Origin of the sequence: Hyalangium ruber (assembly GCF_034259325.1) — a bacterium.
GTDB lineage: Bacteria > Myxococcota > Myxococcia > Myxococcales > Myxococcaceae > Hyalangium_A > Hyalangium_A rubrum.
In genome coordinates this window covers 40,944-57,085 of the sequence record NZ_JAXIVS010000030.1, presented here as the reverse complement: position 1 = coordinate 57,085, position 16,142 = coordinate 40,944, and the positions used below count along the sequence as shown (strand labels likewise).

Sequence of the window (16,142 nt, the reverse complement as noted above, 5' to 3'; positions counted from 1 at the left end):
CGCTCGCTGCCATCGAGAACCCGGGCACCGTCACGCTGCCGAAGGCCCAGGGCTGACCACCTCTCCCTCCGTGCGGCCAAGGACGGGGCAGCTCCGTGTCGGGACGGGGCTCGGCGAGGACTTACGAGACAACCCTACCTCAGAGGTGGCCCCGGCGTTCACGGGGTCCTAGACTAGGGGTTAGGGTATCCAGGACTGGTAGTGAAGACAGGGAAAGCGGTTTTGTGCATGATGTGCGCCCGCTCGGCCGCCCGGCTGACGGTTCTGTCTTCCGCCTCCAAGGAGGAGTTGTCCATGCGAATCCCCTGCTCTCGCGCCCCCCAGCGCACCCACGTTATTGGAACCCTGCTGTGTGTCCTGGCCTTCGTAGGCTGCGGCTCCCTCGACGAGGACAGTGCCGCACCGGAGCAGGGTACCCCCGGCGAGTCCAAGGCTCCCGTCATCCAGAGTCTGGAGGGCACCGCGACGCTGCCCGGCGGCTCCTACAGCTACAGCGCGAGCAACACCGGCAGCGCTTACCAGAACACCGTGAACCAGGTGGTGACCCTCACCGCGGGGCAGACGATCACCGTGGCCACCTGCGGTCTGCCGGGCGCTACCTTCACGGGCGACACATTCCTGCGCCTCTACGGGCCCTTGATCCAGCTGGTCTTCAATGACGATGCCTGCGGCGGCGCTGGCTCCAGCCTCTCCTTCACCAGCACCGGCGGGGGCACCTACGAGATCCACGGCGGCTGCTACGGCAACAGCAGCTGCACCGCCACGGTCGTGTGGCAGATCGCCTCGAATCCGCCGACGACAGGGGGCTCGTACACCTTCAGCGCGAGCAACACCAATGACGCCCAGCAGAACACGGTGAACCAGTATGTCGCCCTCAGCCCGGGCCAGACGCTCGCCGTGAACACCTGCGTTGGCGCCACGGGCGACACCTACCTGCGGCTCTATGGCCCTTCCGCCACGCAGATTGCATTCAACGATAACAGTTGCTTCAACGGTGAGGGCTCGAGACTGTCCTACAGAACCATCAACAGCGGCACGTTCCAGATCCGCGCGGGCTGCAACTCCAACAGCAGCTGCAGCGGCACGGTGACCTGGACAATCGAATAGTCCAGCAGGCCTGGCGCGGGCGGAATTCCCAGCTCGCCCGCGCCAAGGGTTGGGGGCACCGTAGCCGCGGGCTCAACTGGCGGCGCGCATACCCACTTCCTCGGCTTCTTGAACGGGCGTGCGCTCCTCGCTCCCCGCGAGGAGGCGTCCAACGAAATCGTTGATGAACTTCCCCTTGGGATCCTGCTTCCTTCGGACCGCCAGGAATTGAGACCACCACTTTCCGTACATCTGCTTCATGGTCTCCTGGGTTGCCCAGGTCGCTTTCCCGAGATGGACCTGACCCCCATGCTTCACCAGGATGCGCTCCGCCTCGGCGAAGACCTCGGACGGGTCTGTCGACAGGCTCGGGGTCAGGTCGAAGTAGCACGTACGCCGGTGAGCGCCGGGTGCGAGCAGCGCCTGAGAAGTATCGGGGGTGAATCGGAGTTCCAGGATCGTCACGAAGCGCCGCTCCTTCAGCATCTCAAGAATCTCATGCAGGCACCGCCTGTGGTTCTCGAAGGGGACGCCATACTCGAGTTCGTCATGATGGAAGTAGAGCCTTCGCGGGAAGCCCTCGTTCGAGGGGAGCACCTGGCTCCTGTTGCTCTGCAGAAGCTTGAGGGCCCAGAGGCCGAAATTCGCGAACAGCTTTGAGAGATGCAGGAGTCTCGCCAGGCCAAGCAGGTATCCCGAGAGCACCATGTCCTCGAGCTCGGACATCATCTTGCGCAACTGATACAAGGGCGATGGTTTGTCTTGGGTGTGCTCCCACAGGTTCATCCGGACGCTCTCCGTATCCACACCTCCGATGTAATAGAAGCTGAGGTGGTCATGCTGCTTCAGCAGTGTGTCGACCTGCGCCTCGACGTCCACCCGCTTCCTGACCTGGATCGATTTCCTCAGGTTGAAAGCAGGCACGCATTGAATCTCTGCTTCGATCACGATTCCGCAGGCGCCGATTCCTCCGATGGCGGCATGAAACTCCGGCGTCCCCTTCTTGTAGGTCTTGGCCTCTCCTGCCGCGTTGACAATCCGCAGCGAGAGCAACTGGGTCGAGAAAAAGCCGGCATCCCGTCCAGTGCCATGCACGTCCGTCGCGATCAGACCTCCAATGCTCTGGGCATCCGTGGAGCCTTGGACCGGCAAGGCCAAGCCCTGCTTCCGGAGCTGCGCGGTGAGGTCCCTCAGGCGAATGCCTGCCTGGACGCGGGCTACATGATTCCCATCGCTGTCGACACGGAGCTCTAAGAGTTCGCTGTAGTCGTCCAATGACAGCAATGTCCCGTTTGTCAGGGGGGAGGCATTGAAGCTGTGTCCCCCTCCCACCGTGCGAACCTTTTCCGCGCGTGCGACGATGTCGCAGATTTCTTTCTCGGTCCTGGGCTTCTTGAAGAACTCCGGCTGGCACTCGAACATCCGGCTCCAGTTGGTCCATGTCCCACGCCAGCCCTGAAAGCGCCCCTCGTGCAGGACTCTCTTTCCACCCGATCCGAGATAGACCAGGGAGTTGATGGTATTGATGCTCCAGGTGCGAGCGATGCGCAGCATCTTGTCCAGCAGTGACATGGTTTCCCTCCGAGCTGCCCATGAATTAGCAAGGACTCGGAGGCCTTCTCTGTGAAGCGGTTCACGCTCTGCTTGTGACGCCGTTCACAGCCTGGATGTGGCATTGCCCCACCATGCCGTTGCGTCGCGGCAGGGAGCGTAGACCTTGAGGGCTTCAGACAACTGACCCAGCAGCGTCAGGACGCGGACCTGGGAAGCTCGATAATCAGCTCAGTGAACTCTCCCTCCACCGAGTCGATGCGGAGTTCCCCGAGGTGGCCACCGACGATGACATCATGGCTGAGGGAGAGTCCCAACCCCGTGCCCTCGCCTGGCGGCTTGGTTGTGAAGAAGGGGGTGAACACCTTGCCGAGCAGTGCCTCGGGGATGCCAGGGCCATTGTCCCGGATTCGTATCTCCACCCGCGCTCCACGGGCCCGGGTGCTCACCTCCAAGCGCGGAGTGAAACGATCCCCCAGCTTCTTCTTCTGCTGCAGCAGGGCGTAGCAGGCGTTGTCCACGGCGTTGATGACCACGCGGCTGAGTTCCGAGGCAACCATCTCCACCTCGCCGGCCTCCGGGTCATAGTCCGTCTGGATGTCCAGCGCGAAGTCCGCCTCCCGGGCGCGGAACCCCCGGTAGCTGAGGGAGAGGCTGTCCGCGACCACCTCGTTGAGGTTCACGGCGGCTTTGACCTCCGACGACTCCCTGGAGTGCATCAACATGCGGTTGATGATCTGCGTCGCGCGCTGACCGTGTTCCTGCACCTTCGACACGCTTTCCTGGAAGCGAGTGAGCAGCGGGTCCAGCGCCTGGGCGCTCTCCTGGGGCATTCGGGAGAGCTGGGCCTTCATGACCGTGACTAGCTCGTCCGCGAACTCCACGGAGAGCTCCGCGAAGTTGTTGACGAAGTTGAGGGGGTTCTTCAGCTCGTGGGCGATACCGGCGGTGAGCGCGCCGAGCGAGGCCAGCTTCTCCTGCGCCACGAGCTTCTTCTGGGTGTCGCGCAGTTGGCGCATCGCGCGGTCCAGTGCCTCATTCTTCATCCGCAGCTCGCGCGTGCGCTCGTCCACCCTCTGCTCGAGCGTGTGGCTGTAATCCTCGATCTGCGCGAACAGCAGAGCATTCTTCAGCGAGAGGGCCGCCTGGGCCGAGAGCAGGCGCAGGACCCCTAGCCGATCCGCCGTGAATGCGCCGGTGGTGTGGTTGTTCTCAAGATAGAGGATGGCTACCAGCTGGCCCTGATTGACCAAGGGCGTGCAAAGCACCGAGCGGAGGCGGTGCTGGGCCACATAAGGGTCATGGGTGAACATCCCTTGCGTGGAGGCGTCATCCAGCACCACGTTTTCGAGGGTCCGCGCCACAAAATGCACGACGGCGGTGGATAGCAGCGTGGAACCCTCTACCGGCGAGGGGAGCGCTGCGGAAGGGGTGGGCTCCACCGTCTGCTCCGCCTCGATGATCAGCTGACCGGCGCGTACCAGGATGAGCAGGACTCGCTGCGCTCCCGCGTTCTCCATCGCGATCCGCATCAACCGGTCCAGCAGCCGATCGAGCCGGATCTCATCCGAGATGGTCTGCTCGGCCTTGAGCACTGTGGACAGATCCAGCTGTTCACCCTGGCTACTGGAAGAGCCGGTGTCCTTCGAAGAGCGCGTCGGGGCCCGCTTGGGCTTGAAGGCCTGCGGGTAGCGCTTCTCCAGATCGGCCACCTTGGCCTCGGCTCCCCAGCGGTGGTAGGCGATCGCCGCTTCGCCGAGGCTGTCATACGCAAGCCTCGTGCGCCCCAGCGTGAGGAAGAACTCGCCCGTGAGCTCGTGGCAGAGGGCTTCGTCATTGACACAGCCGTGCTTCTTCGCGCCTGAGAGTGCTTCTTCGTAGAGTCGAGCCGCAGAGAGTGTGTCCGCTTGCACGCGTGCCAGCTCCGCGTCCACCAACTGGTAACGGTGCCGCCAGTTCATCGGAGCGTGCCCCACCCAGTGCTCAAGCTTCTTCTGATTCTGCCGCACCTTGGCAACGGCTCGTTCCCGCTTTTCCTCGGATGAGCCCGCGCAGGCCATCAACAGTACGAGCGACTGGAGAAAGATGCGCAGGGGCTGGGCGAACTGGCCCACCTGGGAGTTCGCGTACGGCTCGCCGGCTTCCGACATGGCCACGGCCAGAGCCGCGTCGCGGAAGAGGTAAGCCAGGAGCATCTTCTGCAGATAGAGCTCCGACAGCCCCTCCCCGAACCGCATGGCCTTGAGCTGGGGTAGCACGACCTCCTCATCGAAGGAGTCCCCTTGCAGGCGCTTGGGATCCCGGGCGCGGCCCATCAGACAGAAACACGTCTGCTGGATGGAGCGAATGGCACGGGTGCTCTGCTCAAGCCTCCACTGGGTCATCAGTTCCAGGTTGCGAGCATGCTCTCGGAGCACCTCATCGAGCGGCATCCCCATGTAGAAGGCATGCCGGGAAGCGAAGATGGAGGAATAGTCCATGAACTGCAGATCCCCGCTCTCTTGGCTCGCCTGGATGGCCTCCTTCAGCGGGGCTATCGTCTCCCGCAGGTGAGTCTTCAGGTGCAGGATGAAGACGGCCCGGTGCATATACACCTTGGCCTTGACCCGCTTCACGTCCATCAGTGCCAGCAGTTCTTGAGCGAAGTCTCCGTACTCGACGGCGGTGTCCACATCCCCCAGCAGTGCCGCATGCATCGAGCCGAAGTTGGAGTAATGATACGGTGCCTCTGGTGCGTTGCCGTGCTGCAGGCACAACTTGACCATCTCCAGGTTGAGGACCACGGAGACGAGGACATCCTGCAGATAGACCAGGGCAGCCAACGTCAACACAATCTGACTGGCCGCCAGCCAACGGGGATCGGTCATCCGGGGAAGTGTCAGGAGATCCTTCGCACTCCTGCCCGCCAGCAGCGCCTTGACCGAGCGCACTGCCTCCAGGAACTCCGGAGGCTCCACGTGCCGTGGGAGATCCAGTCCCAACAGGGCCAAGCCCCGGTAGCCGTCATCGATGGCCCGAGGGATGTCCCGCCGAGCGGACGCGAAGATAGCCCGGGTGCCGTAGACCTTCGCCTTCTTGATCGGATCCCTGGATCTGGCGAGCACGAGCTCCGAGAGTTCGTCGCCCTGTCGGGTGTGGGCGTTGAGATACTCCGCCTCCATGGCCTCCGTGTGCAGTTCGAGGCAGAGCTCGTAGTGCTGCGTCCATGCGTTCTCCGGGAGAAGTGAGAGCGCCGTGGAGAAGTACCTTAACGCTGGCGCGAAAGCTGCTGAACCCTTGGCCTTGCGACCCGCCCGAAGGTTTAGAAGCGCCACCTCGTATCGCTCCTCCTCATTTGTGATGAGGGAGCAGCCGAGGTTGAACTGCTGTACCAGATCGGTCAGGCGCTCTTCCAAATGCTCTGGCGCTGTCCGGGCCAGCAGCAGCCTTGCAATCCTGAGGTGGAGTTCCGGCCGGAAGCCTTCCGGGATGAGCGAGTAAGTGGCCTGTTGTACGCGATCATGCAGGAACCTGTAGGTAGCCTTCTCTGTCCAGCCCTGCTCCGCCAGTCGCCAGCCGTTGTCCAGCGGCAGGACGAGCCCCTCCTCAATGGCGGGGGACAGCTCCTGGGCGGTCAGCATTGCGGCGCGGCCTTGCACAATGGCCAGGGAGCCGAGCGGAAAGCGATTACCGATGCACGCTGCGATCTCCAGCACGCGCTGGGTCGGCTCGGGCAGGTTCTGGAGCTTGCGCACCATGAGCCCGATGATGTTGTCGGTGAGCCCTCGCGCGCGGATCGCCTCGAGATCCCAGGTCCACGAGACTGCCTCCGGGGAGAAGCCAACAAGGCCGTCTTCGTACAAGGTGCGTAAAAGCTGCTCGAGGAAGAAGGGGTTACCGTCAGAGCGCTCCCAAAGCAGCCGCGCAAGCGGTGCCGAGCGCTCCGTGTCACAACGAAACGTGTCCGCGACGAGCTGCTCTACGTGCTCAAGCCCCAAGGGGTTCAGGGAGAGGATGGTGACCTGAGTGCCTGCCTTCTCCACCGTCTCCACCATCTGACGCAGTGGGTGGGTATCCCCCACCTCATCCTCCCGGTAGGCCCCGACGATCAGCAGGTGCTGGATGCGCGGGTTCACCAGGATCGTCTGAAGCAGGTGAAGGAAGGGCAGGTCCGCCCACTGGAGATCGTCCAGGAAGAGCACCAGGGGCTCTTTCTCGGTGCCCAGCGCCATGGCGAAACGCTGGAAGACGAAGTTGAAGCGGAGCTGCGCCTCCTGAGCAGGCAGCGCCGCCACAGGCGACTGGGGACCGATGATCTGCTCTAGCAGGGGCAGGAACTCGACAATCACTTGGCCGTTCTCGCCCAGTGCCTCGGAGAGCCGCTGGCGCCAGCGGCTCAGCTGTGCCTCGCTCAAGGTCAGGAGGTGACGAAGAAAGTCGGAGAAGCCCTGGAGCAGCGGGGCGTACGGGACATCGTGCTGCAACAGATCGAACTTCCCCGAGACGAATAGGACACGCCGATCCGGGGCGGACCGCTGCAGCTCGTGGACCAGCACGCTCTTGCCCACGCCGGATTCACCCGCCACCAGTGCCAGCTCGGCCCTGTTCCGCGCCGCTCGGCCCATGACCTTCATCAGCTGCTCGAGTTGGGCCTCACGCCCGTAAAGCTTCTGCGGGATCTGAAACCGGTTGAAGACGTCCTGCTGGCCCGGGATGAAATCCGCCAGCTCTACCGGCAGGGGCCGCTCTTCCGCGAGCCCAGCGCGCAGGCAGGTCTCCAGATCCTTCTTCAGCCCCAGGGCACTCTGGTACCTGTCCTCGGCCATCTTCGAGAGCAGCTTCAGCACGATCTCCGAGAGGGAGCGAGGAATGGAGGGATCCATCACATGCGGGGGGATGGGCTGCTGTGCAATGTGCTGGTGGACAAGCTCCATCGCGTCCGTCGCGGCGAAGGGCACCTGCCCTGTCAGCATCTCGTAGAGGGTAACGCCCAGCGAGTAGAGATCCGCGCGGTGGTCAACGGCGCGATTCATCCGCCCCGTCTGCTCGGGGGGAATGTAACGCAAGGTCCCCTCCAGAAGATTGGGGCTGAGGAAGCTGGGAGTCTCCCGGGAGGGCAGCGTGGCCAGACCAAAGTCGATGAGCCGGACTTCCCCTCGCATTGGCTCGACGATGATGTTGGCAGGGTTGATGTCCTTGTGGATGACGTTCTGCCGGTGGATCGCCGCGAGCGCGGCGGCAATGCCAACCCCGAGCCTCAGAACCTCGCCCAAGCGGAGCCGCCGCTCCTCCATCAAGTGGCGGAGCGAGCGAGCCCCAACATCCTCCATCACGATGGCCCAACTGTTGAGCACCGCCTCCAAGGCAAGCACCCTCACCGTCCCATCTCCTGACATCCTCCTGCCGATCTCGTACTCCCTCTGGAAACGAGTCACGTCCTCGAAGTTCGGCGATGCCTCGTTCAGGAGTTTGAGGACCACGGGCAGCCCGTCGTTCTCGCGGTTCCCTCTGTAGACCCGTGTCCGGGCGCTGCTGTAGAGCTGAGCCTCGAGCGTGTATCCCGCGATCGCCGGTACGACCATCTCCTGACTCCATCTCCTGCGAATCCCCTGGGCAGCAGGGGCCGTCCAGGGAGCATAAGGAGAATGGCGGCCTGCGGGAAATGGCCGCCCGAAGCCGATGCGTTTGCGCGCCCGTCGCCATGGGTGACATGAAGCCGTTCACTCTTTCCGTATGAAGCGCTTCACAGCCTCGTCCAGGTGAGGGTGGCACTCTGTTTCACATCAAGGTGCCAGAGGGCACATACCGCAGCCCTCTCCTTGAATGAGAGGAATTCCCATGGTCCCGATCAAGCTGCTGGCCCAGCACCTGGAAATGGCCGCCCGAAACGTCATTGCACGTGAGGAGAGTTCCGCGAATCGTCAGGTGCTTGACCTGCTCGACAAAGCACGTCAACAACTGGTCTCGACGTCCGCTACGAGTTCCGTCCTTGAGAAGGTTCCGCCGGAAGCGAGCGAGCTGCAGAAGGTCCTCCACCTGCTCTCCGATGCACATTCCGGGAACGGAGCGCCTCCCGGCGAGTGGGTGGACGGGACGTGGGTAGACGACAGCGGAAACATTTGGGGATTCAAGAAATACGAGAATCTCGATCCCGGCTGGATCGAATCGCTGGTGGACTACTACCTCTATGTCGACAACAAGCGCCCGTTCCCGGGTCAGGGAGAGGCACCTCCACGCATCCCAATCCCAGACACGGCGCGGATTGCCCTCGTCGGCGACTGGGGCACCGGAATCAACCCCGCCCTCCAGATCGGGCTCGACATCCAAGCCGAGGGACCCGACATCACCATCCACCTTGGAGACGTCTACTACGCGGGCACACCCACTGAGGAGATGGAACGGTTCACCTCGCATTGGCCCACGGGCAAGCTGGGCTCGTTCATGCTGAACTCCAACCATGAGATGTACTCGGGGCTCCGAGGGTACATGCAGGCCCTGGGAGATGCGAAGTTCGCCCAGCAGCAGGGGTTCTCGCAGTTCGCCCTGGAGAACAGCCACTGGATGCTGATCGGGCTCGACAGCGCCTACTACGCAGGTGGCCATTTCTACAGCGATGGCAACCTAAACCCCCAGACACAGCTGCCGTGGCTCACCTCCATGGCGCAGGAGGCACAGCGAAATGACAAGCAGCTCATTCTGCTCACGCACCACCACGGGCTCGATCTCTCCAATGCGCCCCAGTTGCTCTGGGGCCAAATCACCGGAGCGCTGAACGGCATGGCCGCCCTGTGGTACTGGGGACACATCCACGCCGCCGTTGCGCATCCCGAGCAGCAGGGCATCCAGGGGCGTTGTGTTGGCCACGGCGCCATCCCCGCGGCTCCTCCGCCCATCCTCATGCGGAATCGCTCCAGCGTGGTCTGGTTCGAAGATCAATCCGCGCATGATCCCCAGAGCCCGCAGCGGACCCTGAACGGGTACATGCGGCTGACCCTGGATGGAGCCATGGTCACCGAGGAATTCGTGGCCGAGAACAAGCAGGTCCGCTGGAAGAACCAGTTGGGGCAGTCCGCACGTCCGGCGCTGCGGAATATCGGTTGATGGCCTCGGGAGCACGGGACCGTAGATATGCCCCAGGAACGCACGTGTCTGGGGCGGGGACGAGTCCGGACATGCAAGGGTTTGCGACTGCTTGTCCGTACAGCACAATTTCCCAGGCAGACAGGTGTCCACAGCCCGCCTCGGGCGCCCGTCACTCTCGGGGCCCGAGGCGCTACCACCACTACGGGGCTACTTCCGCGCGCACGCCTCCTGGTCGGACTTGATGCGCGACTGGGCGTTCGTCAGGTCCTCCTGGGTGCGGGTGGTCACCTGCTGCAGCTGACCCTCCGCCTGCGCCCACATCGCGTCCTTCGCCTTCAGCTCCGTGGCGCTCGCCAGCGTCGCCTGCTCCGCCTTCTGCTGAGCCTGCAGCGCGCTCACCCAGGCGTTGCCCGCATCCATCAGCTGCTGGCACTTCGCCGTCACCTCGCCCGCCATCTTCCCCTTCGCCTTCTGCGACTTCATCAGCGTCGAGTCATAGGCGTCCGAGGCTCCCTCGTGCGCGCCCAGCGCCAGGTTCGCCTCCGCCGTGCGCAGGTTGCGCGACAGCTCCAGTTGGAAGAAGCGGTACTCGGGCGTCATGTTCGCCGCCGGCTCGGTCGCCTTCGAGTTGAAGTGCGTGAAGTTCCGGGTGAACTGGATGTCGTCCGTCGCCGCCACCGGCAGCGCCATCATCTTCCCCTTCAGGCACGCGGCCAGCGCGTCACCCTCCGGCGAGCCCGCGGGATCGAAGCTCACATCCGTCGGGTTGGGCTGCGCCTTGGTCAGCTTGATGTTGGCCTTCAGCGTGGGCGGTACCGTCGTGGCGAAGGGCGCGTAGCAGTCACACCACTGCGCCTGGCCCAGCCGCACCGCGCCCGAGTAGTCCGAGACGGGGTTCTCGCCCATCGTCACGCCCAGGCTGCGCCCCGCCTCGTGCGAGAAGTCGATCTCCACGCTCACCGGCTGCGCGCCCTTGGCGATCGGCGCCAGCGGCACGCCCGTCTCCATCACCTTCTGCACGCACGCCTGGCCCTCGGGCGTGAGGTTCTCGCCTGTAATCGTGTACGTGCCGGCCTGCTCCGAGAGGCTGGCCTTCACCAGCACCTTGCTGGTCTGCGCCGGGCCACGCGAGGTGGGCGCCACCAGGCACTCCATCACCGCCGGCCGCGCGGTCGCCAACGCGCCCAGCAAGCCATTGGGGGTGACGTTCGCCGGCAGCTTCGTGGACGTCGAACAAGAGGCGGCATCGAAGGGCAGCTGATTTCCAATCTTCACCGCCGTGCCGCCAGTGGGGGCTGTGCCCTGCTTCTGGATCGGGGCACAGGCGACGGTGGTCAGAACAACGGAAGCCACGACAACGTGACGCAACTTCATGGGTGGATGTCTCCCAGGGGTTGGGACTGCGAAAGGTTCTTCATACGCTCTGCACGCCAGGCGCCAGCGAGACCTTGAACCACAGGTGCAGCACCAGGTGCCCGTTTCCGGGCAGCTCGACATTCCATGTACAGAAGCCGTTGTCATCGAGTTCGGGCGTGTCGCTGGTCCGCTCCCGATCCAGCTCCACCTTCACATGCTCGATCTCGGACACTGGGAGCCGCTCGGTCACCTTCACCGTGCGCGCCTCGCCCGAGAGGTTGGAGAGGTAGAGCGTCACGTGGGTGGTGGCATCGGTCCACTTGCTGACCGGGTGTACCTTGCTGCTCTTCTTCTCCTCACGCTGGATGCGCACGGCGTCATCCGGGCCGAAGCTCAGCTCGAACTTCTCCTTCGGCGCCACGAACAGCGTCTGCGTCCAGCCCACGAAGCCGTTCTCCTGCAGCAGCTCCACCGGCCCCGCCAGCACCGGGCTGGAAGCCGCGTTGCGCGACGTCGCTCGCAGGAACGCCTTGGGCTCCAGCTCCGGGAAGGTCACCAGCGCCGCCTCCGCGCCGTCCTCGAAGGTGAAGAGCGGAATCACGTTGGGCCGCCCGTCCGAGGGCACGGAGTTCTTCCCCGGCGCCTTGAGGTTGCGCGTCTCCCCGCCATCGTCCACGCCGGGCAGGTCCACGGCGGCCGGCGCCGCGGGGCGGGCCGCTCCTCCCGTGGCGGGTGCGCTGCCCAGGCCTGCCTTCTGCACCTGCACCTGACGGGCCTGCACCATCACCTGCTCGCTCTTCTTCTTCACGGTGAGCGAGTCCGCGTGCAGCAGGGGCGGCTCGGTGCCCAGCGAGGAGCGTGCCGTGGAGAACTGCAGCTCCACGTCCTTCCAGTCCTCGCCCGTGTTCTGCCACACCGCCGCGGAGGAGGTGAAGTGGACCTGCTTGCCACCCACCAGCCGCGCCGTGTGCAGCGGCCGCCACAGCGCGTTGGGCACCACGTAGTCGATGCGCACCTCGACTTCCCCCGCCGCGTCCGCCAGCACGTCCGCCTCCAGCCAGGAGACGACTTGGTGGTCCACCCGGTCCAGCGCCTGGCGCTGGCGCAGCACGGCGGCGATCTCCTCCGCGAGCTGCTCCGCGGTGAAGGTGCCTTGCAGCGCGCCCTCGCGCAGCTGGCGGGACTTGCGGAACAGCGCGTCGAACGAGTCCTGCCACTGGCTCGCCATGCCCATGCCCCAGCCGGCATCAGCGGGGATCTCGGAGACGCCGAGGATCACCATCTGGTGGATGCGCTCGAAGCGGTCGCGGGCACGGAGTTGATCCTCCAGCACCTGCTCGCGCTGGAGCCGCAGCGCCTCGAGCCGCTCCTCGAGCGCGCGCGCCGCCTCGGGCTTGTCCGCGGTCCGGATGCGCAGCCCCCGGCGGATGCGCACGTCCGCCACGCGCGCGGTGCCAGAGAGGACCTCGGCGCGCAGGGACACGTCCTGCACCACCGGCGCCACGCCATGCACCACGACGCGGTTCTGCCCGGCGCTCACGCGCACCGTGCCCCGGCGCGTCACCTGCGCCCGGTCCTCCAGCAACGTCACGCCGCGCACCGGAGCCTCCAGGACAGCCGCGCCCTTGGGAAGCTCGGGCTCATAACGCTCCACGCCCGTGGGTTGGATCGCCGTGCTCATGTCAGGCCTCCCGGCGGTTGCCGCCGTTGAGCTCGTTGTTGGCATACAGCTTCACCACGTACTGGGCGGACAGCTTGCTCGCGCCGTGGGCGGGCACCGTGAGGCGCCAGCGACGGCCTCCCTCCAGAGGGCTGCCTCGCTCCTCCTGCGTGTAGGGCTCCCACGCCGGAGTGATGGCGCCCTCTTCCACCACCACCTCCGCCTCCTGCGCGGGCTGGGGCAGGCGCTCGCGCACCTCGCAGATGATCTCGCGATCCAAGTTGTTGACCAGATCGATGGTGATGTCGTGCCACAGCTCCGACATCGCCACGACCTTGGTGCCGCTGCGCTCCTCCCGGTAGCGGGTGTTGCGCGCGCAGCGGATGGCCTGCTCCACCCCCAGCCCCAGCTTGAAGTCGCCCTTGGGCGCCACCGTGGGCAGCGTGGTGGACAGCACGTACTCGCCCCCGACGTAGACCTCCGCCGGGCCCGCCAGCATGGGGGCCGGCAGCGGGTTCTTCACCTGGGCCTGCCGGTAGACATGGCTGTCCTCGCGCGGCACGGCCACGTAGACGACGCTGGCCTCGCCGCCGCGCGTGCCCATGGCCACCGAGTGGAACGTCCCGTCCGAGGGCACGTCCACCGAGGCATCGGCCGCGTAGCTGAAGTCGAAGTAGCCACCGACGCTCCGGGCGTCCACCGCGCCTCCCGGCAGTGGCGCATTGGCCACGGCGCGAGCGCGGTTCTCCGCCTCCGCCACCACGGTCATCACGTCGAAGGACACCGTGACCGAGAAGCGCGCCAGCGTCTCCATATAGAAGCGCCGCGCGTCCACGGGCTGGAGCCGGTTGCGCTGGGCGGACTCGGACGGAGCGGAGAGCCGCAGATGGGTGAACACCACTCGCTCCAGCCCTGCCTGGCTGGGGCCTCCTCCGCCCGGGCCGGCCAGACCGCGCGCGGCGGACCGGCCGACAGCCATGCCCCCCTTCTCCCGAGACGGACCGGCCGACACGGCGATCGATGCCGCGGGAGCCGGGGAGCGCATCATGGGAGCCGGAGGAGGCGGCGGCATGGGCGCCTCATCGTAGGACTCCTCCTCGGCGTAGGCCTCCATGGGCTCCTCGGCGTAGACGGGCTGGCTCTTGCTCTCCAGTTCGACCGCCGTCTCCATCACCCGGTCCGCCATCTCCTTCCGCATGGAGCCGTCATCCAGGCTGCGGTCCCTGCGCGAGGCTTTCCTCTTGCGAGGCTCGCTGTCCCTGGGCGCCTCTCCGAAGGAGATGCCCTCCTCCAGCTCCACGGGAGCCGACAGCTCCGGGAGCGCGTACGGCGAGGGCACCGGCAGCCTTTGCAGCAGCATCGAGCGGTCGCGGTCGAAGTCGGAGAAGAGCGCCGCGGCGCCTTGCGGAGGCGGCCGGAAGCCCGCGCGCCCGGGGGCTGGAGGTTGCGCGCGGCCAATGCGGATGGAGGGCAGCTCGGGCAGCTCCGTCCACGTCATCGGCGAGGCGGTGGAGAGCACCAGCTTCACGCCCCGCCAGTCCTCGCCGGAGTGCTGGCAGATGAGGGCGCGCATCACCAGTTCCACCTGCTGGCAGTCCCGCGACAGGCGGCACTGGTAGCTCGGGGCCCAGCGGGCACCTGGGACGAAGTACTCGACGGAGAGCTGCGCCCGTGCCAGCGCACCGCCACCGTGGCGCAGTTGCACGTGGACGGACTTGGAGAGCTCTCCCGCCGTCACCTCTCGCGCGGTGGAGGCCTGGGAGATCTTCTGCACCAGGAGCGCCACGTCCTCGTACAGCTTGCGCAGCTGCTCGCGGAGCTTGCGCGCCTCCACGAGGCGCGACTGCACGCCCTCATGGGAGAACTGCTCCAGCGCCATGCGCGCTCCCAGGGGCGAGGGCGGCGGCGGCTTGCCCTCCTCTGGCTCCGGGCGCTCCGGGACGGGGATGCCGCCCAGCACGGACATCTCCCACTCCAGTTGCTTCAGCTGGCTCTCGACGGTCCGCACCTGCTGGCGCAGGGCCCGCAGCGCTGCTTGATCCACCGTCTCGAGGGGTGCCTCCCTCGGGGGGATCCACAGGCCCACGCGCACGTGGGTGGCGGACAGGTCCGCCCGCGGGTTGTCGGTGGACAGCACCCGCACTCGCACGGTGGGATCGAACAGCGCCAGCGGCAGGCGGGGGATCTCCAGCTCCGTGGGCGGCTTGCCGTCGGGGCATTCCAGGGAGAGCAGCCGCGTCACGCGAGCGCCCTGCTGGTAGAGGGTGACGGTATCGATACGGGATTCCACGACGGGCATGTAAACCCCCGGATGACGGTGCGCGGCACCCTAGAATGCGCGTCCGCGAACGGGCAAGAACCGAGTCCAGCAGAAGCCTTGACGCAGGGCGCCGAGGAAGACCAGAACCGACCCAACGGATCTGATCAGCCCCGGGAGATCAACGGACACCATGCGCGCACTGCAACTTCAAAGACTGGAAGGCCCCGATGGACTCGCCCTGGTGGAGGTGCCCGAGCCCGAGGCGGGAGATCAGGTGCTCATCGACGTGGTCGCCGCGGGGGTGAGCTTCCCGGATCTGCTACTCACCCAGGGGAAGTACCAGATGAAGCCACCGCTGCCCTTCATCCCCGGTGTGGAGGTGGCCGGCGTGGTGCGCAAGGCCCCCGCGAGTGCCTCCGTGCGCGCGGGAGACAGGGTGATGGCCTTCACCATGTTCGGCGGCATGGCCGAGGTGGTGGCCGTCGCTCCGGAGATGACCTTCCGCGTCCCCGAGCGCTGGAGCATGGAGGCCGCCGCGGGCGCGGTGATGAACTACCACACGGCCCACTTCGCCCTGCACCGGCGCGGCCGGCTGAAGGCGGGCGAGGTGGTGCTGGTCCACGGCGCGGCGGGAGGCGTGGGCACCGCGACGATCCAGGTGGCCCGAGGCGCCGGAGCGCGCGTGCTCGCCGTGGTCAGCGACGAGCGCAAGGCGGAGGTGGCCCGGCGCGCGGGCGCGCACGAGGTGCTCCTGTCCACCGGGGACTGGCTGCAGCAGGTGCGCGAGAAGACGGACGGCCGAGGCGCGGACGTGGTGATGGATCCGGTGGGCGGAGACATCTTCGACCGGAGCCTCAAGTGCCTGGCGCCCGAGGGCCGGCTGCTGGTGGTGGGCTTCGCGGGCGGTCGCATCCCCGAGGTGGCGGCGAACCGGCTGCTGCTGCGCAACATCGACGTGGTGGGCGTGGCGTGGGGCGCGTTCCTCATGCACGACCCGACGCTCACGACCACCCTCTCCCGGGAGATCGCCGCGCTGGCCGAGCAGGGCATCGTCGAGCCGCTGGTGGGCCCCGTCTATCCGCTGGAGCAGGGCGCGCAGGCGCTGCGCGAGTTGGAGCAGCGACACGCCACCGGCAAGGTGGTCCTGCGCGTGCGCGCGGGGTGAGG

General features: G+C 66.0%; 8 protein-coding genes. 3 read left to right on the top strand and 5 right to left on the bottom strand.

Features of this window, described 5'->3' with window-relative positions:
• Positions 1 to 294 precede the first annotated feature (294 nt).
• The gene (locus tag SYV04_RS43005) at positions 295 to 1,107 is read left to right on the top strand and encodes a hypothetical protein (RefSeq protein WP_321551945.1); all 813 of its coding nucleotides are present in this window, start codon (positions 295 to 297) and stop codon (positions 1,105 to 1,107) included.
• A gap of 72 nt (positions 1,108 to 1,179) precedes the next feature.
• On the opposite strand, the gene SYV04_RS43000 is transcribed toward SYV04_RS43005, so the two are convergent.
• Positions 1,180 to 2,658: a D-arabinono-1,4-lactone oxidase gene (locus SYV04_RS43000; protein WP_321551944.1), complete on the bottom strand. Its 1,479-nt coding sequence runs from the start codon at positions 2,656 to 2,658 to the stop codon at positions 1,180 to 1,182.
• Between the two features lie 176 nt (positions 2,659 to 2,834).
• Entirely contained in the window at positions 2,835 to 8,198 is a 5,364-nt protein-coding gene (locus SYV04_RS42995) for a trifunctional serine/threonine-protein kinase/ATP-binding protein/sensor histidine kinase (RefSeq protein WP_321551943.1), read from the bottom strand.
• A 256-nt stretch (positions 8,199 to 8,454) separates the two neighbouring features.
• Between SYV04_RS42995 and SYV04_RS42990 the strand changes: the two genes are divergently transcribed.
• Complete coding sequence (locus tag SYV04_RS42990; RefSeq protein ID WP_321551942.1) at positions 8,455 to 9,717, top strand: metallophosphoesterase family protein; 1,263 nt, start codon at positions 8,455 to 8,457, stop codon at positions 9,715 to 9,717.
• A gap of 189 nt (positions 9,718 to 9,906) precedes the next feature.
• On the opposite strand, the gene SYV04_RS42985 is transcribed toward SYV04_RS42990, so the two are convergent.
• The 3 genes from SYV04_RS42985 to SYV04_RS42975 are packed head-to-tail and all read right to left on the bottom strand — an operon-like array spanning position 9,907 to position 15,014.
• The gene (locus tag SYV04_RS42985; RefSeq protein WP_321551941.1) at positions 9,907 to 11,073 is read right to left on the bottom strand and encodes a hypothetical protein; all 1,167 of its coding nucleotides are present in this window, start codon (positions 11,071 to 11,073) and stop codon (positions 9,907 to 9,909) included.
• Between the two features lie 40 nt (positions 11,074 to 11,113).
• Positions 11,114 to 12,736 carry a mucoidy inhibitor MuiA family protein gene (locus SYV04_RS42980; protein ID WP_321551940.1) on the bottom strand — a complete coding sequence of 541 codons (1,623 nt, stop codon included), beginning with the start codon at positions 12,734 to 12,736 and terminating at the stop codon, positions 11,114 to 11,116.
• 1 nt (position 12,737) lies between these two features.
• Positions 12,738 to 15,014: a DUF4139 domain-containing protein gene (locus SYV04_RS42975; protein ID WP_321551939.1), complete on the bottom strand. Its 2,277-nt coding sequence runs from the start codon at positions 15,012 to 15,014 to the stop codon at positions 12,738 to 12,740.
• Between the two features lie 151 nt (positions 15,015 to 15,165).
• Here SYV04_RS42975 and SYV04_RS42970 point away from each other — a divergent pair, with 151 nt between their 5' ends.
• The gene (locus tag SYV04_RS42970) at positions 15,166 to 16,140 is read left to right on the top strand and encodes an NADPH:quinone oxidoreductase family protein (protein WP_321551938.1); all 975 of its coding nucleotides are present in this window, start codon (positions 15,166 to 15,168) and stop codon (positions 16,138 to 16,140) included.
• Positions 16,141 to 16,142 lie beyond the last annotated feature (2 nt).